Annotated in this window: 18 protein-coding genes; 6 read left to right on the plus strand and 12 right to left on the minus strand. The window is 70.7% G+C overall.

Annotated elements, in window-relative coordinates:
* Window positions 1-82: 82 nt before the first annotated feature.
* Window positions 83-2059, minus strand: coding sequence for a transglycosylase domain-containing protein (locus AB0912_RS12925; RefSeq protein WP_366698829.1), 1977 nt, complete (start codon window positions 2057-2059; stop codon window positions 83-85).
* Between the two features lie 445 nt (window positions 2060-2504).
* Here AB0912_RS12925 and AB0912_RS12930 point away from each other — a divergent pair, with 445 nt between their 5' ends.
* Window positions 2505-2732, plus strand: a complete 228-nt coding sequence (locus AB0912_RS12930) for a zinc ribbon domain-containing protein (RefSeq protein ID WP_366698740.1) — start codon at window positions 2505-2507, stop codon at window positions 2730-2732.
* 393 nt (window positions 2733-3125) lie between these two features.
* On the opposite strand, the gene AB0912_RS12935 is transcribed toward AB0912_RS12930, so the two are convergent.
* The 3 genes from AB0912_RS12935 to AB0912_RS12945 form a co-directional block, all read right to left on the minus strand.
* Window positions 3126-3953 carry an HAD family hydrolase gene (locus tag AB0912_RS12935; protein WP_366698742.1) on the minus strand — a complete coding sequence of 276 codons (828 nt, stop codon included), beginning with the start codon at window positions 3951-3953 and terminating at the stop codon, window positions 3126-3128.
* Entirely contained in the window at window positions 3953-6649 is a 2697-nt protein-coding gene (locus tag AB0912_RS12940; protein WP_366698744.1) for a phosphoribosyltransferase, read from the minus strand. Before AB0912_RS12940 ends, AB0912_RS12935 begins: the two co-directional genes overlap by 1 nt.
* A gap of 181 nt (window positions 6650-6830) precedes the next feature.
* On the minus strand, window positions 6831-8000 hold the full coding sequence (locus AB0912_RS12945) for an HpcH/HpaI aldolase/citrate lyase family protein (protein ID WP_366698746.1): 1170 nt from the start codon (window positions 7998-8000) through the stop codon (window positions 6831-6833).
* Between the two features lie 194 nt (window positions 8001-8194).
* Between AB0912_RS12945 and AB0912_RS12950 the strand changes: the two genes are divergently transcribed.
* A complete protein-coding gene (locus tag AB0912_RS12950; protein WP_366698748.1) occupies window positions 8195-9100 on the plus strand; it encodes a TerD family protein in 906 nt (301 codons plus the stop codon).
* A gap of 70 nt (window positions 9101-9170) precedes the next feature.
* Here AB0912_RS12950 and AB0912_RS12955 read toward each other — a convergent pair whose 3' ends face one another.
* The 6 genes from AB0912_RS12955 to AB0912_RS12980 form a co-directional block, all read right to left on the minus strand.
* Entirely contained in the window at window positions 9171-9908 is a 738-nt protein-coding gene (locus AB0912_RS12955) for a Tellurium resistance (RefSeq protein WP_366698750.1), read from the minus strand.
* Window positions 9909-10029: 121 nt separating this feature from the next.
* Window positions 10030-11178 (minus strand): DUF475 domain-containing protein, encoded by a 1149-nt coding sequence (locus AB0912_RS12960; protein WP_366698752.1) that lies wholly within the window; start codon window positions 11176-11178, stop codon window positions 10030-10032.
* 134 nt (window positions 11179-11312) lie between these two features.
* The gene (locus tag AB0912_RS12965; RefSeq protein WP_366698754.1) at window positions 11313-11888 is read right to left on the minus strand and encodes a TerD family protein; all 576 of its coding nucleotides are present in this window, start codon (window positions 11886-11888) and stop codon (window positions 11313-11315) included.
* A gap of 101 nt (window positions 11889-11989) precedes the next feature.
* Window positions 11990-12565, minus strand: a complete 576-nt coding sequence (locus AB0912_RS12970) for a TerD family protein (protein ID WP_366698756.1) — start codon at window positions 12563-12565, stop codon at window positions 11990-11992.
* A 114-nt stretch (window positions 12566-12679) separates the two neighbouring features.
* Window positions 12680-13138 carry a peroxiredoxin gene (locus AB0912_RS12975; protein ID WP_366698758.1) on the minus strand — a complete coding sequence of 153 codons (459 nt, stop codon included), beginning with the start codon at window positions 13136-13138 and terminating at the stop codon, window positions 12680-12682.
* A gap of 172 nt (window positions 13139-13310) precedes the next feature.
* A complete protein-coding gene (locus AB0912_RS12980) occupies window positions 13311-13739 on the minus strand; it encodes a DUF3052 domain-containing protein (protein WP_081217087.1) in 429 nt (142 codons plus the stop codon).
* 489 nt (window positions 13740-14228) lie between these two features.
* On the opposite strand from AB0912_RS12980, the gene aceE reads away from it, so the two are divergent.
* Window positions 14229-16976, plus strand: a complete 2748-nt coding sequence (aceE, locus tag AB0912_RS12985; protein WP_366698760.1) for a pyruvate dehydrogenase (acetyl-transferring), homodimeric type — start codon at window positions 14229-14231, stop codon at window positions 16974-16976.
* Window positions 16977-17181: 205 nt separating this feature from the next.
* On the opposite strand, the gene AB0912_RS12990 is transcribed toward aceE, so the two are convergent.
* Together AB0912_RS12990 and AB0912_RS12995 are read right to left on the minus strand one after the other, a co-directional pair.
* Window positions 17182-17484: a small hydrophobic protein gene (locus tag AB0912_RS12990; RefSeq protein WP_366698762.1), complete on the minus strand. Its 303-nt coding sequence runs from the start codon at window positions 17482-17484 to the stop codon at window positions 17182-17184.
* A gap of 270 nt (window positions 17485-17754) precedes the next feature.
* Window positions 17755-19377 (minus strand): MFS transporter, encoded by a 1623-nt coding sequence (locus AB0912_RS12995; RefSeq protein WP_366698764.1) that lies wholly within the window; start codon window positions 19375-19377, stop codon window positions 17755-17757.
* Window positions 19378-19608: 231 nt separating this feature from the next.
* On the opposite strand from AB0912_RS12995, the gene AB0912_RS13000 reads away from it, so the two are divergent.
* From AB0912_RS13000 to AB0912_RS13010, 3 genes are all read left to right on the plus strand, one after another.
* Entirely contained in the window at window positions 19609-20286 is a 678-nt protein-coding gene (locus tag AB0912_RS13000; protein ID WP_366698831.1) for a TetR family transcriptional regulator, read from the plus strand.
* Between the two features lie 311 nt (window positions 20287-20597).
* On the plus strand, window positions 20598-21806 hold the full coding sequence (locus AB0912_RS13005) for an alpha/beta hydrolase (RefSeq protein ID WP_366698766.1): 1209 nt from the start codon (window positions 20598-20600) through the stop codon (window positions 21804-21806).
* A gap of 67 nt (window positions 21807-21873) precedes the next feature.
* The gene (locus tag AB0912_RS13010) at window positions 21874-22740 is read left to right on the plus strand and encodes a DUF4429 domain-containing protein (RefSeq protein WP_366698833.1); all 867 of its coding nucleotides are present in this window, start codon (window positions 21874-21876) and stop codon (window positions 22738-22740) included.
* Window positions 22741-22833 lie beyond the last annotated feature (93 nt).

Below are 22833 nucleotides of genomic sequence, written 5' to 3' on the forward strand. Positions count from 1 at the left end.
TCTGCGAGGGGGGTCGAGTGAAGGGGACGCGGCCGGACGGCGGCCGTCGGAGGGGGCCGGTCCGGGCGGCCGGCCGACGGGGTCAGCGCAGCGGGCTCATCGCGCCGGACCAGATGCCGTACGGGACGTCGGTCTCGGGTGTGCCGGCGATCCCTTCGAGGGGAAGCGGTTCGAGGCTCTTGGACAGGTCGATGCGGTAGAGGACCACCGCGGTCGAGACGGAGCGGTTCGTGCCGACATACCAGGCCGCCTTGTCGTCCTGAGTGGTGCCCTTCTTGCCCGCCACCTGCGCGGTCGGGGGCGCCGCGCCCGGGTGGGCGGTGCGGAAGGAGTCGGAGAGCGCCTCGGTGACCTGGCGGGCCACCTCGGCGCGCATCGCGCGGTGCGGGGCCGGGGTGTCCAGGGTGACGCGGTAGCCGTTGCGGGTGACGCGGCGCACGGAGTAGGGCTCGGTGTGCTCGCCGCCCGCGGCGAAGGTGGCGTACGCGTTGGCCATGCGGATCGCGCTCGGGGTGGAGTTGCCCAGGGACATGGTGGGCACCTGGGGTCCGATGCTGGAGGAGAGCAGGCCGGACGCCTCGGCGGTCGCGCGCACCTTGTCCAGGCCGGCGTCCATGCCGAGCTGCATGAAGGGGGTGTTCACGGAGGAGGCGAGTGCCTGGCGCAGGGTGATCTGCCCGTAGTCCTTGTTGCCGTCGTTGTGGGCGGCGACCTTCTTGCCGCTGCGGTCCCAGTAGGGGCCCTCGGGGGTGCTGACCGGGATGCCGTCGTCTCCGTCGTAGAGGGATTCGGGGGTGACCGGGGTGGGCGCGCCCTCGCGGGTCTTGCGGATGCCGTGTTCGAGGCCGGCCGCGTAGACGAACGGCAGGAAGGCCGAACCGGCGGGCACGGTGGTCGCGTTCGACTCGTTGTAGCCCTGCGTACGGTGGTCGGGGCCGCCGTAGACGGCGAGGATCCGTCCGTCGGTGGCGATCGAGGCGGCGCCGTAGTGGGCGCCCTTCGCGCTGTCCGGGTCGTCCTTCTTCGCCTTCGCGCGGGCGGCGGTCACGGTGTCGGTGAGCGTCTTCTCCCGCCCCCGGTCGAAGGTCGTGTAGATCTGGTAGCCGCCGAGGTCGAAGTCCCGGTCGGAGATGTGCCCGGCCTTCTTGGCGTACTGGGTGGCCAGCTCGACGAGGTAGTCGCTCTGCTTTCCGGTGTCGAACGCGCGGCCCTCTTTGAGCGGTTCGGGGAACTTCGTGTACCTGGCCCGCTCGGAGGCGGACAGTTTGCCGGTCTTGACCATCCGGTCGAGGATCCAGGACCAGCGTTCCACGGCCCGCTTGTGGTTGGCCGCGCTCAGGGTGGGGTCGTAGAGGCCCGCGCCCTTGAGGAGCGAGGCGAGGAAGGCGCCCTCGCTGGCGTTGAGCCGGCTGACGTCCTTGCCGTAGTACGCCTGGGAGGCCCGCTGGAGGCCGTAGGTGCCGCGCCCGAACCAGCTCGTGTTGAGGTACCCCTCCAGGATCTTGTCCTTGCTCATCTTGTTGTCGAGCTTCAGGGAGATCATGGCCTCGGTGAACTTGCGGCGCACCGAGCGGTTCTGGCTCAGGTAGACGTTCTTGACGTACTGCTGGGTGATCGTGGAGCCGCCCTGGGTGTCGCCCTGGCCGACCGTGCGCACCAGGGCTCGGGTGATGCCCTTGACGGAGATTCCGGGGTCGGAGTAGAAACTCTCGTTCTCCGCGGCGAGGACGGCCGAGCGGACGTCCACGGGGATGTCCTTCAGCGGCATGGCCTGGCGGCGCACCCAGCCGGTACGGGCCATGGGGGTGCCGTCGGCCCAGAAGTAGACGTTGTCCTGCTGGGTCGCGTACGTGTTGAGGTTCTGCGGGATGTCCGTGGCGGCGTAGGCGATGACCAGCAGGGAGCCGCTGAGGCCGATGGAGAGCGCGACGGCGCCGAGCCACTGGCGCCAGGAGGGCAACCAGCGCCGCCAGCCCGCCCGGCCCGGCCGCGGGTAGGCGGGCCTGAGGCGGCGGGCGAGCCGGGTGAGCGGGGCGAGGCGGACGGCCAGCCGGGACAGCGGGGTGGGCTGCGGCTTGCGGCGGGAGCCGCCGGGGCGGTGCGAGCCGATCGGGTCAACCACGGCGCGCTCCGGTGCGTGGGCGGCCCGTGGACAAGGGATGCCGGGCATCGGTGCGATGCCAAGTCTGGGTCACGACTGCGTCTCCCTCCGCACTTTCGAATTGCGCGCGCGGGTAGATGCAGCGGCCGCTCGCGCGGCTGCGAGCCCCCCATCCCCGACCTTGCGGCTCGTCGCGGCGCTATTAAATTATCAGCGACCCCAGGGATCGCTTCGATCAGCGACCAGACAAAAAAAGCACAGCGGTCAACGGAGCAGGTTGACGGACCGCACGCGAATGGTGCCCGTTCCGGTCGTCGGCGGTCGCGCGCGGGCACATCCGGCCGCGTGCGACGAGGGCCGCGGGACACTCCGGAAGCGGGCCTCTTCCCGCTAACCTGTCGGCATGCCTCGCTACGAGTACCGCTGCCGGACCTGCGGCGACACCTTCGAACTCAGCCGCCCGATGGCCGAGTCGGCCGCTCCGGCGTCCTGCCCGGCCGGTCACGACGACACGGTCAAACTACTGTCGACGGTCGCCGTCGCCACCGGCGGTTCGGCGTCCGCCCCGGCCCCCGCGCCCGGCGCGGGCGGCGACGGAGGCGGGTGTTGCGGCGGAGGCTGCTGCGGCTGATCCGGGGAGTTTTCTCAGGAGATCTTCAGATATGCCCGAAGCGTGCCGCGCGATGTGAGACGCGGCACGTTCGAGACGGGCATAGCGCTCATCTCGGCTCTTTTCGGGCGAGTTTGACCGTCGAGACGGTCCCATCGGGCCGGCTCCGTCGGACCGGAACCATCAGGCCGGGACCACCGGGGGTCGCCGGAAGGCCGTGACGCGATCTCGGGGACCGCGACCGGGAGTCCGCCGGGGTCGGCCGGCCCGCCGACCCCGGCCCGGGCGACCGTAACGGCCCGTGACGGCCTGTGACGGCCCCTGACGACCCACAACGACACGACCGCGCCCCGGACAGGACAGGACAGGACAATCCGGGGCGCAGTCGCACGTATCGCACAACTCCCGTACGGATCAGACGAGTTCCGGGCTCGTGCAAGCGTGCACGAACTCCCGGAGGATCCGCTCCCCCGCCGCAACCCCCCGCTCGGGCAGCGCGGTGATCGCCGGTGCCGTCCAGTCGGCCTCGGCCAGTTCCCCGTGGCCCGGGCGCCAGCCGCGGTCGGCGGCGAGCAGCAGGTCCGCGTCGAGCAGCGAGTCACCGGCGGCCAGGGTGAGGACGGCGCCGGTACGCCGGGCCACCTCCCGCACGGCCGCGCTCTTGGTGAGCGGCTTGGGCACGGCGTAGATCTTGCGGCCCTGGAGCGAGACCGTCCAGCCGCGGTTCTCCGCCCACACGGCCAGGTCCTTCACCCACTGCTCGGGGAGCAGTTCGCGCTCCACCACCAGGTAGGCGAACAGGTCCTCGGCGATCCGGTGCTTGCGCAGCCAGACCGGGTCCGCGGTGTTCGCGAGGTGCTCCTGCACCTCGGCGAGCGGCGCGCACTCGGAGGCGAGGCGGTCGGTGACGCTCCGGTGCCAGTCCACGTCGGAGACGCCGTCGACGAGCAGGTGACCGCCGTTGGCGCAGATCGCGTACTCGGGGGCCGGGCCCGGCAGGTTGATGCGCTGGTACTGCTTGCGGGTGCGGGTCGTGGTGGGCACGAAGTGCGCGAGATCGCCGAGTTCGGTGAGCAGTCCGGCCGCCGTCTCCGTCATATAGGAGAGCGGCTTGCTCTCGTGGACCTCCACGCAGAGCAGCCGGGGCGCCCGCGCGTCGGGCATGGTCAGGGCGAGGGCGGCGGAAGAGTAGATGAGTGTGCGGTCGAGGTCGCTGGCGACGAGCACCTTGGAGACGGACATCAGGCGGTCACCGCCTTGCCGTCGGCGCCGGTCGCACCGCGCGTGTACTTCGGGTGGATCAACCCCACGCAGGTGTAAGGGAGTTCACCGACCTCCTCGACGGGCACCCCGCGCTGGGCGGCCAGCAGCCGTACGTGGTCGAGGTCGGCGCCCGCTCCGGCGCGCGCGAGGATCTTCCAGGGGACCCGGCGCAGCAGCACCCGGGTGGTCTCCCCGACGCCCGGCTTGACGAGGTTGACGTCGTGGATGCCGTACTCCTCGCTGATGCGCTCGACCGCGGCCCAGCCCTCCCAGGTGGGGGTGCGGTCGGCGGCGAGCAGGTCCTTGGCGCGGTCGCGGGCCTGCTCGGCGACGTCCGGGAAGTGGGCGGCGACGGCGTCCAGGAACTCCACGGAGACGTCGGAGCCGGCGAGTTCGCGGTAGAACTTCGCGCCGTGGTAGTCGTGTTCACCGACCAGGTCGGCGCGCAGCACGGTCCGCGAGATGAGGCCGGAGACGGTGGAGTTGAGGCAGGCGGAGGGGATGAGGAAGTCCTCGCGGGTGCCGTACGTCCGCACGCAGGAGCCGGGGTCGGCGAGCACCGCGATCTCCGGGTCGAAGCCAGTGACGCCCTCGGCCCGCTCGAACTCCTTGATGGCGTCGGCGAGTTCGCGGGTGATGGCGCCCTTGCCGGTCCAGCCGTCGACGAACACCACGTCGGCCGGGTCGTGGTGGGCGGCCAGATAGCGCAGCGCGTTGGCGTCGATGCCCCGGCCGCGGACGATGGAGACGGCGTAGTGCGGGAGGTCCAGGCCGTGCTGATGCCGGGCCCAGCGGCGCATCAGGATGCCGACGGGGGTGCCGGCGCGGGCCAGCGAGACGAGGACCGGACGCGGGGAGCGCTCGGCGAGGACCACCTCGGTGACGGCGCCGACGGCCTCGGCGATCCGGGCGGCCGAGGTGGCGAGGGCGGCGCGGAACAGCTCCTGGTACTGGGTGCTCGGCTGGTACTCGACCGGCAGGGACTCCGCGTAGTGGGCGCCGCCGCTCTGGATCGCCTCCTCGCGCTCCTCGGTCGGCGCCTCCAGCGTCACGTCCGACAGGTCCCGCAGCAGCCAGCCGACCTCGTCGGGGGCGTACGAGGAGAAGGCGGGGCCGCGGAGGGGCTCGGGCAGCATGGAGGGCCTTTCGGTGGACGGCCGGGCAGGGACGTACGAGGGGACGACGGCGAGCAGCACGTTCGGGGTGTGCGCCGCCAGCTGGGCCAACAGGCCGTCGGGCGCGTGCAGTCGGGGAGTGTCGGCGGTGGAGTCGACCACGGCGACGACGGCGTCGAAGCCGCCGCCCGCGACGTTGTAGGCGAAGCGGGGGCCGGGGCCGTCGTCCGGGTCGTCGTGCGCGGGGAAGACGATACGGCTGCGGATCGCGTAGCCGGGGTCGTCCAGGGCGAGGACCGGGGAGCGGGTCGTGGTGGAGAAGCGGACCTCGGCGGGCACCACCTGCTCCAGCTCGCGGGCCAGGCGCAGCGGCGCGTACATCAGCTCCTCGAAGCCGAGCACCAAGACGCGGCGGGCGTCGTCCGGCAGGGCCTCGGCGAGCCGCGCGGCCATGGCGGGCAGGGCACCGTCGAGACGTATTCGCTGTCCGGGTGTGAAGCCGTGCCGTCCGCCGTCCGGGAGGCCGCGGGGCCAGCCCAGGTCGACGCGCACGGCGCGGGCGGCGGCCCCCGCGGCGGGGGCGGCGGACGCGTCCCGCTCCCCTGCGCCGACCTGCTCGCGCTCATGCGCGCGCTCCTGGCCATGCACGCCCTCCCGCTCGTGCACGCGTTCGCGCTGGTGCTCCTGCTCCTGCTCCTGCTCCTGCTCGGCGACCAGGGCCTGGCCCTTCTCCAGGACGCCTTCGGGCAGCCGGACCGTGCCCGACGCGGCGGCGACCAGGTCGACGCGGGCACCGATCTCGTCGGCGAACCTCTCGAAGCGGGCCAGGTCGGCGGCGGAGCGCATGTCGACCAGCGCCACCACGACGTAGCGCTCGCGCGGGTGACGCTCGTGGAGGTCGCGGATCGTGTTGAGGACGGTGTTGCCGGTGGAGAACTCGTCGTCCACCAGGACCAGCGGTCCCGGGCCCGCGAGCAGGTGGGGGTCCTCGGGCAGGAGGAGGTGCGAGGTGGCGTGCGAGTGGGACTCCTCGAAACCGCCGGCCGGGGTGACCCCGGGGACGGGACGGCGGGTGGAGTGCAGGTAGGGGGCGACGCCCACCCCGTCGGCGACCGAGTGGCCGAGGCCGGTGGCCGTCTCGGCGTAGCCGAGGACGACGGCCCTGCGGGCCTCCTCGGTGCCCAGCAGCTCGCGGACCCGGCGGCCGAGGGCGACGCCCTGGCCGTGCACGATCGACGGCGACTGGGGGACGTGCTTGCCCAGCACGTTCGAGACGAGCAGGTGGGCACGCTTGGGGTTGCGCCGCAGCGCGAGGCCCAGCAGCCCGGACAGCCGCTCGTCGCCGACCAGCTCGACCCCGAGCCGCTCGGCGACCCAGGCCCCGGTCCAGGGCGCACCGGTGGAGCCGTCGGGCCCGCCCGCGCCGCCGGGCCCGCCCGGACCGCCGGGTCCGGGCACGCCGTCCGGCCCGCTCACGCCCTCCGGTCCGGTCGGGACGTGCGGGGCGCTCGGGTCGTGCGGGTCGTGCGGGTCGTGCCGGTCCTGCGCAGGAGGGGTCATCGAGTCCTCGGGTGTCGGTCGGTGCGTCGCTCGGTCGGTCGGCTCACGGGGCGGGTACGGCTCACCGCGCGGAAGCGGCTCACCGGGTGGGTCCGGCCCACCCCGGCCGGGTGAGTCCTGTCCACCCGGCGAGTCCGGCCCACCCACGCCGGGTGAGTCCGGCTCACCAGGCGAGTCCGGCTCACCCGGCGAGCCCGGCGGTGAGCAGCTCCACGAAGCCGATGTCCTCGTGGGCGACCCCGAAGACCTCGGCGCGCAGCAGGACCCGCTCGGCCCAGGCGCGGTGCGGCTTCACCTCGTTCATCTTGTTCGTGTACGCCGACCTCAGGACGCCCCCGCCGCCGCGCTCGGGCCGCAGGATGTCCTGGGCGTCACTGAACTCCTCGTGACTGACCACGGACAGCGCGTGCACGGGCAGGACGTGCGAGGGATGGATGCAGGTCTTGCCCATCAGGCCGTTGGCCTGGTCGAGGGCGATCTCCCGCAGCAGACCGTCCATGGCGTGCTCGATCAGTGTCTCGCGCAGTTCCTCGGCCTGCCCCTCCAGGAAGGGGCTGCGGCGGAGCTGCGGCTTGAACATGCGCTCCTGGACGCGGAAGTACTCCCACACCGGGCCGGTCACGGTGAACCCGGTGCCGTCGGCCCGGCCCAGCATGTTCACCACGTCGGCGATCACGGAGGCGACGACCTGGACGTCGTACGCCGTCATGTCGGGGGCCCGGCGCAGCGCGTACGAGGAGCAGAAGTCGGTCACGCCGAGGCGCAGGGCGAGGACCCGCTCGCGGTACTTGTCGACGGCGCGGGAGATGCCCTCCAGGGTCTCCACCCGCGACTCGCGGTAGAGCAGCTCGGGGGACTCCAGGACCGGCATGGCGAAGAGCCGGCGCCCGCTGGAGGCCTCGGCGGATTCGAGGGCCTCCAGGAACGGCATCCCGCGTTCCTCGGTGAACTTCGGCATGACGAACCCGGACAGCAGCGCGACGGCGGGGCCGAAGCGCCGCACGAGGTCGGGGATCTGCTCGGGGTGCCGGACCCGGACGAACAGCAGCGGCAGCTCGCCGGCGTCCGGGCGGGCGGCCAGTTCGGTGAACTGGCGGACGAGGTTCTCCTCGGCGCCGACGACCTCGCTGTCGTCGATCGAGTCCTCCAGGCACAGCACCATGGAGACCACGCCCCGCGCGGCCTGCTTGAGGATGTCGTCGGCGAGCCGGGGCCGGGTGGCCGGGCTGTAGAGCGTCGCGCCGAGGGCGGCGGCGAGGACGCGGGCCGGTGAGTCGGCGGTGAAGACGCCGGGCTCCCGGTGGAAGAGACGCTGCCGCTCTTCCGGGGTGATGTGACGGAAGTGACGCATGAGACTCCCCCGTGGCGGCTCGTGGGCTGCGGCTGCTGGGCCGGATGTGATGTGGCCGGTAATAGTACGTATGGATCAATGTCAGGGGTTCCCACCGGGCGTGAAGTTCAGGTAACCCGGCCGTGTCCGGCACCCGCCGGATCCGGGGCCACCCCGCATTGTCGTGACCAGGACCGAGAGGGCAGGATGGCCGTATGACGCACGCCATGCCGAAGGGGTCGAACGTCCCGCTGGACGCCACAGCGGTGCGTGCCGTCCTGCGCTGGACGCCCGGGCAGGGCGTCCCCGATGTCGATGCCTCGGCGCTGCTCCTCGGCCCCGACGGTCGTGTGCGATCCGACGAGGACTTCGTCTTCTACAACCAGCCCCGCCATCCGTCCGGCAAGGTGTGGCGGCTCGGCAAGAAGCGGGACGCCGAGGGCCTCACCGACACGATCCAGACAGATCTGCCGGGTGTCGAGTCCGGAGTCGGACAGATTCTCCTGGTCGCGTCGGCGGACGACGTCACCTTCGACCGCGTACGTGATCTGCGCATCCTGCTGTACGACGCCGCCGTCCCGGACGGGGAACCGCTGGCGTACTTCGACGTCAGGCCGGAGACCGGGGCGGAGACCGCGCTGATCTGCGGCGAGCTGTACCGGCGCGGGGACGGCTGGAAGTTCCGGGCGCTCGGCGAGGGCTATTCGAACGGTCTGGTGGGTCTGGCGACCGACTTCGGGATCTCGGTGGACGAGTCGGAGGCCGCCGCGGCGGCCGGTTCCGCCCCCGAGGCGAGCACCTGGGCCGCGCCCGCCGGTACGCCGGAGACCTCCGGCCCGCTGCCGCCCGAGCAGGCCCCGCCGCTCCCCCAGCAGCCCGCCCCGGTGCCGCAGCAGCCCGCGTACGGCTATCCGCAGCCGGCCGCCGCGGCCGTGACGGAACCGGCGTACGGCTATCCGCAGCCGGCAGGCCCCCAGGGCGGCTCGTCCGCCTACGGGTATCCGCAGCCCCAGACCGCGCCCGCCGCGCCGCCGGCCTACGGCTTCCCGCAGGCCGTCGGCGCCGGACCGGACCCGGACTTCCGGCTGCCGCCGCAGGGCCCGCAGTTCATCGGCCGCTGAGCCCGGCGCCACCCGCGGGGGTGATCCCCGTAAAGCCGCCCGGCGGCGCGGGTGGGCCCTCCGGCCGGCTCTAACGGTCGACCTTCGACTTGTAGCCGCGGCCCCACTGGAGTCCCCAGCCGTAGAGCCGGTCGAGTTCGGCCTGGAAGCCGTAGACGAACTTCACCTCGCGGCGGACGGTCAGCTCGCCCTTGACGTTCTCGATCATGACGACGGCGCAGGAGCGGGCCTGCGGATGGCGCTCGTCCAGGCCGATCTCGATACGCGGGCCGTTGCTCGGATAGAGCGTGATGATGGCGTGGGTGCGGTCGAAGGCCGGGGTCTGGTCGTAGATGTAGACGAAGACCAGCAGCCGCTTGATGTCGTCGCGGTGGTCGAGGTTGACGTACGCCGTCTCGCCGGAGGCCGAGCCGAAGCGGTCGTCGCCGCTGAGCTTCACGTACGGCGGGCCGTTCAGCTCGCCGAAGAAGCCGCCGAGCGGCTGGACGACGCCCTTGGTGCCGTCCGCCAGCTCGTACATGACGCCGAGGTCGAGGTCGACGTTGACCATGCTCTGGGTGTGCGCCTGGACCACTTCCGGCTTGAAGGTGCGGAAGGGGTGGCGCAGCAGGCTCTCGCGCCGCATGCCGCCGATGTCGGAGGTGCGCATCCGCCAGGACAGGTTGATGCGCAGGTTGCCGGTGGCCGCGCCCTGCTTGGTCAGCGAGACCGTGTGGTTGCGCTTGGTCAGTTCGATGGAGTTGGAGGCCGCGCTGCCGGAGTCGAAGTCCGCCGAGCGCCCCCGCCACAGGTCCTGCCAGATGCCCATTTCCGCCCCCAGGTGGCTCGGTGTGCGAGGGGGGCGGCCGTGAGGACCTGTCCTCGACGGCCGCCCCGCTCAGAGCGTTCCTCAACCGGGGGCTCGTCACACCCCTGCCGGCGAAGGGGTGTCACACCCCGGACGAGACCTCAGCCTTCTCGTCCGAGGCCGGGGCTTTTCCCTCGGCCTCGGCGAGCGCCTTGTTGCGGCGCACGGAGGACCAGAAGGACCAGGCGATCAGGACGACGCCGACGAGGCCGGTGATGACCTCGTTGATCTGGTACTGGATGGTGACCAGCAGGATCACGGAGAGGGCGCCGATCGCGTAGTGCGCGCCGTGCTCCAGGTAGACGTAGTCGTCGAGGGTGCCCTGGCGGACCAGGTAGACGGTGAGCGACCGGACGTACATGGCGCCGATGCCGAGGCCGAGCGCCATCAGCACGATGTCGTTGGTGATGGCGAAGGCGCCGATGACCCCGTCGAAGGAGAAGGAGGCGTCCAGCACTTCGAGGTAGAGGAACATGAAGAACGCGGCCTGGCCGGCGAGGACGACGGCCGGCTTCTTCTTGCCCGTCCGCTCGGCCTCTTCCTCCTGCTCGTGGGCGCGCTCCTCCTCGTCTTCGAGGCGGTCCTCGAAGTAGCCGGAGAGGCCGCCGACGACCATGTACGTGATGAGGCCGGCGATGCCGGAGATCAGGACCGTCTGCGCCTTGTCGACGTGGCCGCCGCCGTGCTGGTGGGCGTGGACCGCGAAGGTGAAGGAGGTGACGAGCAGGACGATCAGGGCGATGCAGACCGACAGCATGTCGACCTTGCCGAGCTTGGCGAGCGGGCGCTCGATCCAGCGCAGCCACTGGATGTCCCGGTCCTCGAAGATGAAGTCGAGGAAGATCATCAGCAGGAACATGCCGCCGAACGCCGCGATCGACGGGTGGGCGTCGGTCACGAGCTGCTGGTACTTGTCCTTGTCGTTCAGCGCCAGGTCGACCGCGTCGATCGGGCCGATCTTGGCGCTGATGGCGACGATGACGACGGGGAACACCAGGCGCATGCCGAAGACGGCGATCAGGACACCGACCGTGAGGAAGATCTTCTGCCAGAAGGCACTCATCTTCTTCAGGATTCCGGCGTTGACCACCGCGTTGTCGAAGGACAGCGAGATCTCCAGGACGGCCAGGATCGCCACGATGCCGAAGGCGGTCCACCCCCCGTAGAAGGCCGCTGCGACCAGGCCGAGCGCGGTGATCGCGAACGACCAGCCGAAGGTTTTCAGAAGCACTGGCTACCCAATCATCGTGTGGTGGGGGCACCCCCAGCGGTCGCTCGGGAAAGGGCTTCCCCCGCGCCGCACTCGTCTTTACCTACTGTTGACCACGAAGTGTAGAGGGCGGCCTTCGACCGAAACAGACGGGCCTAGGAAACATTGACCCCGAAGTCGAGGGCGATGCCCCGCAGTCCTGACGCGTACCCCTGACCGACCGCGCGGAACTTCCATTCGGCGTTGTAGCGGTAGACCTCGCCGAAGATCATCGCCGTCTCCGTGGAGGCGTCCTCGGAGAGGTCGTAGCGGGCGAGTTCCTGGCCGTCCGCCTGGTTGACGACGCGGATGAAGGCGTTGCTGACCTGGCCGAAGGTCTGGCCGCGGTTGTCCGCGTCGTGGATCGAGACCGGGAAGACGATCTTGTCGACGTTGGCGGGGACCTTGGAGAGGTCGATCAGGATCGACTCGTCGTCGCCCTCGCCCTCACCCGTGAGGTTGTCGCCCGTGTGTTCGACCGAGCCGTCCGGGCTCTTGAGCTGGTTGTAGAAGACGAACCACTCGTCCCCGAGGACCCGGCCGCCGTTGCACAGCAGGGCGCTGGCGTCGAGGTCGAAGTCGGCTCCGGTGGTGGAGCGTGCGTCCCAGCCGAGCCCGATCATCACCTGTGTGAGGTTCGGCGCGGCCTTCGAGAGGGAGACATTGCCCCCCTTGGCGAGCGTGACACCCATGATCCTGGTCCTCCCCGAGGTCTGTCTTCACGTGGTACAGCGGGCCCGGCGCCGCACCGAAGGGGTGCGGCGCCGGACCGGGACGGCCGGGGCCCGAAGGCTCAGACGTTGACCCCGAAGTCCTGCGCGATGCCGCGCAGGCCCGAGGCGTAACCCTGGCCGATGGCGCGGAACTTCCACTCCGCGCCATTGCGGTACAGCTCGCCGAAGACCATCGCGGTCTCGGTCGAGGCGTCCTCGGACAGGTCGTAGCGGGCGATCTCCGCGCCGCCCGCCTGGTTCACCACGCGGATGAACGCGTTGCGGACCTGGCCGAAGGACTGCTGGCGGTTCTCGGCGTCGTAGATCGAGACCGGGAAGACGATCTTCTGCACGTCGGCCGGGACGGCGGCGAGGTTGACCTTGATCTGCTCGTCGTCGCCCTCGCCCTCGCCGGTGGTGTTGTCACCGGTGTGCTCGACCGAGCCGTCCGGGCTCTTCAGGTTGTTGAAGAACACGAAGTTCTGGTCGCCGGAGACCTTGCCCTGGTCGTTCGTGAGCAGGGCGCTGGCGTCGAGGTCGAAGTCCGTGCCGGTGGTGGTGCGGACGTCCCACCCCAGACCGACGATGACCGCGGTCAGTCCCGGGGCCTCCTTCGACAGCGAAACGTTGCCGCCCTTGCTGAGGCTGACTCCCACGAGTCCTCCCAATGGTGTTCAGGGGCGGGGAGCCCCGTAGGTGCGTTGGTATCGGATCAACGATCCGATCCTAGTGACGGGTTCCCGTGCCCCGCAGGGCTTGGAACCGAAGAATCACAGGGTGTCGAGCGCCGCGACGTACTCGTTCAGGTCCCGCGCGTCGGGCAGGGCGTTGACGACGGTCCAGCGGACCAAGCCCTCCTTGTCGATGACGAACGTGCCGCGCACCGCGCAGCCCTTGTCCTCGTCGAAGACGCCGTACGCGCGCGAGACGTCGCCGTGCGGCCAGAAGTCGGAGAGCAGCGGGTACTCCAGGCCCTCCTGCTCGGCGAAGACGCGCAGGGTGTGGATGGAGTCGTTGGAGACGGCGAGCAGTTGGGTGTCGCGCTCGGTGAACCGCGGCAGGTTGTCGCGCAGGGAGCACAGCTCGCCGGTGCACACCCCGGTGAAGGCGAAGGGGTAGAAGAGCAGCACCACGTTCTTCTCGCCACGGAAGTCGGAGAGCCTCACGGTGGCGCCGTGGTTGTCCTTCAGCTCGAAGTCCGGGGCCTTGGTGCCGACCTCGACGGTCATGGTCACTCGCTTCCCTTCCAGGGGTCCGTTCGGGTGACGCCCAGCGTACGCAGTGCCCGGCGGACACCTCGGGAGCGACCCCGGGCGGTTGCCGCCGGGCAAGCGCGAGGCCCCCGCCGAGGTGGCTCGGCGGGGGCCTCACAAACGCTCTGTCGGCAGACGGGGCCGCAGCTCAGCGCTTCGACTTGGGGGTGGCCAGGCGGGTGCCCGACCATTCCTTGCCGACGGAGATGCTCTTCGTCTGGGAGAGGCCGGCTGTCTGTGCGGCATCGCTGATGTCGCTGGGCTCGACGTAACCGTCCCTGCCGGTCTTCGGGGTCAGCAGCCAGATCATGCCGCCGTCCTCAAGGAGACCGATGACGTCCACCAGTGCGTCCGTGAGATCGCCGTCCTCGTCCCGGAACCACAACAGCACCACGTCAGCGACGTCGTCGTAGTCCTCGTCGACCAGATCCTGGCCGATCAGCGATTCGATGCCTTCACGGAGCTCGTGGTCAACGTCGTCGTCGAAGCCGATCTCCTGGACCACCTGTCCGGGCTCGAACCCCAGCCTGGCGGCCGGGTTGGTCCGCTCCTCCGCGTGGTCCGCGGTCGCGCTCACGGCTTGCCTCCTGATCATGTTTCGGGATTGGGGTCTCCCCCCGCTCGTCCAGAGCTCGGGGGAGTCTCAGCCACGCGCGTGCGCGAAGCATTGGCCGTAGTCCACACGGGCGGAGCGGATCGCGCAAGTACCCGGCCGTCGAGACCGCCGAAACGGTGACGATCCTGGCAGTGCCGACGCAACTCCCGCTGGGCCTTCTTCCGGCCACGTGACGCGCACCACACCCTTCTGCCCCATTTATGAACTTCGGAACCCTTGGAGCGTACGAGAACCGAACGGCTTTGCGGAACGCGTCACGTACTGAGCGTATCGTTGCGTTTTGGTCGGGCCCGTCCCGGAGGTCTGCACGCACGTCTCGGTTACCCCTTAGTAGAGATGACGTATGCGTTCCCGAGGTACACGATGGGGAACGGTGCAGATACAGGGAAAACCCACCGCAGACAGCCCCTCAGAAAGCCTCAGACAGCCCTCTGACAGCGAAGGAACAGCGTGGCTTCCGGATCCGATCGCAACCCGGTCATCATTGGCGGCCTTCCCAGCCAGGTCCCGGACTTCGACCCTGAGGAGACTCAGGAGTGGCTCGACTCCCTCGACGCCGCCGTCGACCAGCGCGGCCGTGAGCGCGCCCGCTATCTGATGCTGCGCCTGATCGAGCGCGCCCGCGAGAAGCGCGTGGCCGTGCCCGAGATGCGCAGCACGGACTACGTCAACACGATCGCCACCCGCGACGAGCCGTTCTTCCCGGGCAACGAGGAGATCGAGCGCAAGGTCCTCAACGCGACCCGCTGGAACGCGGCCGTGATGGTCTCCCGGGCGCAGCGCCCCGGTATCGGCGTGGGCGGTCACATCGCCACCTTCGCCTCCTCCGCCTCGCTCTACGACGTCGGCTTCAACCACTTCTTCCGCGGCAAGGACGAGGGCGACGGCGGCGACCAGATCTTCTTCCAGGGGCACGCCTCGCCGGGCATCTACGCCCGCGCGTACCTCCTGGACCGGCTCTCCGAGCAGCAGCTCGACGCGTTCCGCCAGGAGAAGTCGAAGGCGCCCTACGGGCTGTCCTCGTATCCGCACCCGCGGCTGATGCCGGACTTCTGGGAGTTCCCGACCGTCTCGATGGGCCTCGGCCCGCTCGGCGCGATCTTCCAGGCGCGGATGAACCGCTACATGGAGGCGCGCGGTATCGCCGACACCTCCAGGTCCCACGTCTGGGCCTTCCTCGGCGACGGCGAGATGGACGAGCCGGAGTCGCTCGGCCAGCTCTCGATCGCGGCCCGCGAGGGCCTGGACAACCTGACCTTCGTGGTCAACTGCAACCTCCAGCGGCTCGACGGCCCGGTGCGCGGCAACGGCAAGATCATCCAGGAGCTGGAGTCGCAGTTCCGCGGCGCCGGCTGGAACGTGATCAAGCTGGTCTGGGACCGCACCTGGGACCCGCTGCTCGCCCAGGACCGCGACGGCGTGCTGGTGAACCGGCTGAACACCACGCCGGACGGCCAGTTCCAGACGTACGCCACGGAGACGGGCTCGTACATCCGCGAGCACTTCTTCGGTGACGACCACCGGCTGCGCAAGATGGTCGAGAACATGACCGACGACCAGATCCTGCACCTGGGGCGCGGCGGGCACGACCACAAGAAGATCTACGCGGCGTTCTCGGCGGCCAAGGAGCACAAGGGCCAGCCGACGGTGATCCTCGCCCAGACGGTCAAGGGCTGGACGCTCGGCCCGAACTTCGAGGGCCGCAACGCCACGCACCAGATGAAGAAGCTGACGGTCGACGACCTCAAGGGCTTCCGCGACCGGCTGCACCTGCCGATCTCCGACAAGGAGCTGGAGGACGGCGCGCCGCCGTACTACCACCCGGGCCGGGACTCGGAGGAGATCCAGTACATGCACGACCGCCGCAAGTCGCTCGGCGGGTACGTGCCGACGCGGGTGGTGCGGTCGAAGCCGCTGGCGCTGCCCGAGGACAAGACGTACGCGAGCGTGAAGAAGGGCTCGGGTCACCAGTCCATCGCGACGACCATGGCCTTTGTGCGGCTCCTCAAGGACCTCATGCGGGACAAGGAGATCGGCAAGCGGTTCGTGCTGATCGCGCCCGACGAGTACCGCACCTTCGGCATGGACTCGTTCTTCCCGAGTGCGAAGATCTACAACCCGCTCGGCCAGCAGTACGAGTCGGTGGACCGTGAACTGCTGCTCGCCTACAAGGAGTCGCCGACCGGCCAGATGCTGCACGACGGCATCTCGGAGGCGGGCTGCACGGCCTCGCTGATCGCGGCGGGCTCGGCGTACGCCACCCACGGCGAGCCGCTCATCCCGGTCTACGTCTTCTACTCGATGTTCGGTTTCCAGCGCACCGGCGACCAGTTCTGGCAGATGGCCGACCAGCTGGCGCGCGGTTTCGTCCTGGGCGCGACCGCCGGGCGTACGACGCTGACCGGTGAGGGTCTTCAGCACGCGGACGGCCACTCCCAGCTCCTCGCCTCGACCAACCCGGGCTGTGTGGCCTACGACCCGGCGTTCGGCTTCGAGATCGCGCACATCGTGCAGGACGGCCTGCGCCGGATGTACGGCTCGACCGAGGAGCACCCGCACGGCGAGGACGTCTTCTACTACCTCACCGTCTACAACGAGCCGATCCAGCACCCGGCCGAGCCGGAGAACGTGGACACCGAGGGCATTCTCAAGGGCGTCTACCGCTACGCCGAGGGCACCTCGGGCACCATCCCGGCGCAGATCCTCGCCTCGGGTGTCGCCGTCCCGTGGGCGGTCGAGGCGCAGCGGATCCTCGCCGAGGAGTGGAACGTTCGGGCGGACGTCTGGTCGGCGACCTCCTGGAACGAGCTGCGCCGTGAGGCCGTCGAGGTGGAGCGGCACAATCTGCTGCACCCCGAGGAGGAGCAGCGCGTCCCGTACGTGACGCGGAAGCTGTCAACGGCGCAGGGGCCGTTCGTGGCGGTCTCGGACTGGATGCGCTCGGTCCCGGACCAGATCGCGCGCTGGGTGCCCGGCACCTACCAGTCGCTCGGCGCGGACGGCTTCGGCTTCGCGGACACGCGCGGCGCGGCCCGGCGGTTCTTCCACATCGACGCGCAGTCGATCGTGGTGGCCGTGCTGACCGAGCTGGCCCGGGAGGGGAAGGTGGACCGGTCGGTGCTGAAGCAGGCCGTCGACCGCTACCAGCTCCTCGACGTGACGGCGGCCGACCCGGGTGCGGCGGGCGGCGACGCGTAACCGGTCGCGCGGACGCGGCGGCCGGAAGCACAGAGAAAGACCGGAACAGCACAGAGAAGGAGGGGAGGGGCGGCAGACCCGGTGGGTCTGCCGCCCCTCCCCTCTTTCCTCGCCCGTGCCCGTCCTCGCGGTCCGCCCTCCGGGGACTGGAACGCCCCGGACGCGAACATCCGGACGACGGGTGACGTGTGGGCCGCCGGCGTGGTCAGAGCAGGCCGTTGCCCGTTCCGCCCGCCAGCCAGATGATCGCGAGGAGTGTGTCGATCGCTCCCAGGACGAGGGCGATCAGGGCCGGTACCGGTCCCGATCCCGTCCAGCGGCGCCCCATCGAGAACCAGCCGCAGATCATCGCGACCGGTCCGAGGACGATTCCCAGCGTGAAGAAGCCGGCAACCGCGCACACGACTCCGATGATGCCCAGGGTCGCGCTGTCCGGCCCGGTCCGTGGTCCCATCCGGCCACGTGAACGGGGGTACCTGCGCGTACCGTTTCCGAAGCCCGCCATCATCAACTCCTGAACTCCCGTGACCTCTCGGTCCGTTCGGGTCGATGCCTCGGGTACCCCCGTTCCACGCGTACAGACCCGCACGCGCGCCGCCCCCCTCCGGCAGCGCGCCGCAGACCCGGTCGTCCTCCAGGCCGTACGGAGGACGTGACCCACTGTGACCTGCGGCGCGTGCCCAACGGGAGGGAACCTGAGGGTGATCACCCGGATAGGCGAAATTCCGCCACGCGGGCCGGGTGATCCGGCGATTCGGCGATCAGGTGTTCCGGTCCGTCAGATGTGTCCGGCGCCCGCTCCCGCCGCCTCGGCGTTGTCGCCGCGCTTGGTGAGCAGCGCGACGAAGACGGCCACCACGGCGACGCCCGCGGCGACCAGGCAGGCGAGGCTCATGCCGGAGATGAAGGTGTCGTGGGCGACCTCGGTGATCCGCGCAGCGAGCGCGGCCGGGGTGTCCTTGGTGACCGGCGCGGCGCCGACCTGGACCGCCTCGGAGGCCTGGTCGAGCTGGGCCGGGGTGAGCGGCGGCAGCTTGGCGGCGGCCCAGTTGCCCGCGAGGTCGCCGTCCACCTTGGAGGCCATGACGGCGCCGAGGACGGCCGTGCCGAGGCTGCCGCCGATCTGCATCGCGGCCTGCTGGAGACCGCCGGCGACACCGGACAGCTCCATCGGCGCGTTGCCGACGATGACCTCGGTGGCGCCGACCATGACCGGGGCAAGGCCGAGACCGAGGCCCGCGAACCAGACCGACATGACCAGGCTGCTGGTGCCGGTGTCCAGGGTGGACATCCCGAACATGGAGACCGCGGTGAGCGCCATGCCGCCGGCCAGCGGGATGCGCGGGCCGACCTTGGTGATGAGGGCGCCGGCCAGCGGCGAGCCCACGATCATCATTCCGGTCAGCGGCAGCAGGTGCAGACCGGCGTCGACCGGGCTCATGCCGTGCACGTTCTGGAGATAGAAGGTGACGAAGAACAGTCCGCCGAGGAAGGCGATGGCCATCAGGACCATCAGCACCACACCGGCCGACAGCGGCACCGAGCGGAACAGGGCGAGCGGGATCAGCGGCTCCTTGACCCGCTTCTCCCAGAGGGCGAAGAGCACGAAGCCGGCGATCGAGGCGACCAGGAAGGTCCAGGTCAGGCCGTCACCCCAGCCCCACGCCGGGGCCTTGATGAGCGCCCAGACCAGGCAGAACATGGCGCCGGAGAGCAGCGCGATGCCGAGGAGGTCGAAGGAGCGCGGGGCGTTCGCGGCGCGGTGGTCGGTGAGGATCAGTGCGCCGAGGACCAGCGCGAGGACGCCGACGGGCACGTTGATGAAGAACACCGACTGCCAGCTCACGTGCTGCACGAGCAGGCCGCCGAGGATCGGGCCGCCGGCGGTGGAGGCGCCGATGACCATGCCCCAGATGCCGATGGCCATGTTCAGCTTCTCGGCCGGGAAGGTGGCGCGCAGCAGGCCGAGCGCGGCCGGCATGAGCAGCGCGCCGAACAGGCCCTGGAAGACGCGGAAGGTGACGACCAGGGCGATGCTGCTGGAGAAGCCGATCGCGCCGGAGGCCGCGGCGAAGCCGAGCACGCCGATGAGGAAGGTCTGCCGGTGGCCGAAGCGGTCGCCGAGCTTGCCCGCGGTGATCAGGGTGACCGCGAGGGCGAGGAAGTAGCCGTTGGTGATCCACTGGACGTCGGCGAAACTCGCGCCGAGGTCCTTCTGGATGGCGGGGTTGGCGATCGCGACGATGGTGCCGTCCAGGGCCACCATCATGACCCCGACGGCCACGGTGATGAGGGTGAACCACGGATGGCCGCGCAGGCCCGCGGACGGGGCCCCGCCCGCCGGGGAGGCCGGAGCGTTGTCGCCGGGCTCCGGCTTGTCGATGGTGGTCTGACTAGTCATGTTTTCGAGGCTAGTGACAGCCGCTGACAGTTGACAAACCAATTCACAAGTCGGTAACTGTCACGTTACTCACAGATAGGCTGAACTGGGCCGACAGTTCGGGGAGGGACGCGAGGGAGAGGTTCCGGGATCATGAGGAACAGGGCCGGCGAGGCCGGGCCGACGACGCCGGCGCAGGCCGCGCGAGCGGCCGTGACGGCGCCCACGGCGACGACCGGGCCCGCGACTGCCATGGCCGCGCCCGCGCCGGGAGCGGCGGGCGTGGCGGGAGCGCCGCGCCCCGGTCTGCGCGAGCGCAAGAAGCAGCGCACCCGGGACGCGCTGCTGCGGGCCGCCCTGGAACTGTTCACCACGCAGGGGTACGAGCGCACCACCGTCGACGAGATCGCCGAGGCCGTCGACGTCTCGCAGCGCACCTTCTTCCGCTACTTCGCGGGCAAGGAGGACGCCGCCCTCTTCCTCCAGCGGCTCACCGAGTCCCGTTTCATCGACGCCGTGCGCGAACGGCCGCCCCACGAGGCCCCGTTGGAGGCGATGCGGCGGGCGGTCCTGGAGAGCTGGGACACCATCGGTGAGGCGATCGAGGCCGTCGTCCCGATCGAACTCCACATGCGGACCTACCGGTTGATCGAGTCGACGCCCGCACTGCTGGCGGCCCATCTGCGCCGCTCGGAGGAGATCGAGGAGGAGATCGCCCGGCTGATCGCCGAGCGCGAGGGCCTGGACGTGGACGCGGACCCCCGGCCGAGGATCGCCGTGGCCGTGTTCGGCGGGGTGATGCGGGTGACGGGGCGCCGGTGGGGCGCGGGCGAGGACACCAGCGTGGCGGCGATCCGCGAGCTGACCGCCTCCTATCTCGACCACGTGGGGCCCGCGTTGGCGCAGAAGTGGGACACCCGGCCGGCCTGACCGGCCCCCACCAGCGCCGCCGCGACCGCCACCACCAGCGCCACCGCGACGGCTGCCACCATCCCCGCCGCGACGGCCGCCACCATCCCCGCCGCGACCGCTGCCACCAGTCCCACCAGCCCCCTCCAGCGCCGCCGCGGCCACCGCCGCACAGAGCGTCACAACTCGTACACCCGTCGCAGGAATTCACCTACAGAGTGTGACTATTTAACTCAAACTGAACCCGGTTTCCCCCAATTACCCCGCCAGAAACGTGATCCCGGTCACTCGTTTAACGGGAGGCGCCGCACTTCTCCTAGGGTGTCCTCTCAGTGACTTCCTTCGACACAGCCCCCCAACTCAACGTCTGGCGTGCGCTGCTCGCGCTGGCCGTGGTGTTCGTGATGCTGGCCACCAGTGGCTGGACCGCGCTCCACAGCCACCGGGGTCCCTCCCCGCTCCAGGCGTCCCGCTCCGCGTGGGAGCACGGCAGCATCGGCGGGCACCGGCTGCCGGACCCGGACAGCGCGCCCGCCCGGCTGGCCGGCTTCTTCGACACGCTCGACGGGCACCAGCGTTCCCGGCTCGCCCACCGCTACCCGCTCGCGGTCGGCAACATGAACGGCGCGCCGGTCTCCCTGCGTTACCGGGCCAACCGCCTGGCGATGAAGCACGAACGCAAGGTCGAGCACCGGCGGATGCACGACAAGCGGCTCTCCTCCGTCGGCCAGTACGACGCGGGACGCCGGATGCACCGCTACGACGCGCTGCTCGGCAAGGGCCGCAAGATCCTCGCCTTCGACCCCAACGGATCGGGCCGGATCGCGGAGGTGTTCGGCGACCTCGACACCGCCCGGCGCGTCTCGGTCGTGGTGCCCGGCGTCGACACCGACCTGCTCACCTTCCAGCGCACCTTCAAGCGGTACTCCGCGCCGGTCGGCATGGCGAGCGCGCTGTACGCGGCTCAGCGGTCCGCCGACCCGCGAGCGCGCACGGCCGTGATCGCGTGGGCCGACTACACGGCCCCGAGCGGGCTCGGCATCGACTCGGCCACCGCCATGCGCGCCCAGGACGGCGCCGTACGGCTGAACGCGCTGCTGCGGGCCCTGCCCGGAAGCTCGCCGGTCGCGCTCTACTGCCACAGCTACGGCTCGGTGCTGTGCGGGGTGGCCGCGCACGCGCTGCCCGCGCGGGTCTCCGACATAGCGGTGGCCGGCAGCCCCGGCATGCGGGCGGCGAAGGCGGCGAACCTGCGCACCGGCGCCCGGGTCTGGGCGATGCGCGACGCGGACGACTGGATCCAGGACGTGCCCTATATGGAGGTCGGCGGCCTCGGGCACGGCGCCGACCCGGTGTCGAAGGGGTTCGGGGCACGCGTGCTGTCGGCCGAGGGCGCGAAGGGACACGCCGGCTACTTCCAGCCGGGGACGGAAAGTCTCCGCAACTTCGCGGAGATCGGGATTGGCGCGTACCGCGCGGTCCGATGCGCGCACGACGACGACGCCTGCCGGGCGGGTTTGTCCGCCGGGGCGTCGGCCTGACGCGCGTAGAGACCGGAAGAACAGCGGTCCGCCCGGAGAGGCGACGGAGGCTTGCGTGCCGCATACGATGGCCCGCATGGGTGACGTACTGGCCGGATTTCATGCCGCCTGGGAGTTCGATACCGACTCCGTGCTCATCCGCTTCGAACGGGGGATCCGCACGCCGAAGCTGTTCCAGGCGCTCGGCGAACGCCGTATCCCCCTGAAGGCGGTCGCGGCGGTGACGCTGACGCCCGGGAAGCGGGGCACGGTCGTGCTGCGCGCGGTGCCGAGGCCCGGCGCCGACCCGCTGATGGAGGCCGCGGCGGGACAGCTCAAGGAGGGGTGCGATCCCTACCGGCTGGTGCTGCCCGCCGAGCGGGAGACCCTCGCCGAGTACTACGCGGACGAACTGCGCGCCCGGCTCACCGCCGAGGACGAACCCGCCGAGCGCTATCTCGTGGACCCGCCCGAGGGGCCGCTCGCCTTCAAGGCGTACGACGGGAAGGCGTCCTTCGACGGCAGGGCGGTGTCCTTCCGGTGGTTCTGGACCGGCGCCTCGTCCGCGAAGTGGAAGGCCGGCGACCAGAGCTTCCCGGTCTCCGCGCTGAGCGGTGTCGAATGGCGCTCTCCCGAGGTGTTCGAGGGGCATCTGCGGCTGCTGCGGCGCGAGCCCGGGTCCCTGACGCAGCCCGCGCAGGCCGACCAGGACCCCGCGGCCGTCGTCTTCGGGCTCGGCTACGGGCCGGTCCACGAGTCGCTGCCGTTCGCGGCGGCCGTGCTCGCCGCGGTGCGCTCCGCGAGCCCCGCCCCGGTGGCGGTGTCCGCCGTGCCGCGCCGGGACCCGGCCGACATCGCCGACCGGATCCGGCACCTCGGCGAACTCCACGAGGCGGGGCTCGTCACCGACGAGGAGTTCTCCGCCAAGAAGGCCGAACTGCTGGCGCAGTTGTAGCGGCCGGCCTCAGCTCACTCGCGCTCGGCCCCGGCGCCCGCGCGGCCCCGGCTCGGCTCGCTCTCAGCCCCGGCTCGGCTCACTCGCGCTCGG

The organism is Streptomyces sp. NPDC007084 (assembly GCF_040703595.1).
Taxonomy (GTDB): Bacteria; Actinomycetota; Actinomycetes; order Streptomycetales; family Streptomycetaceae; genus Streptomyces.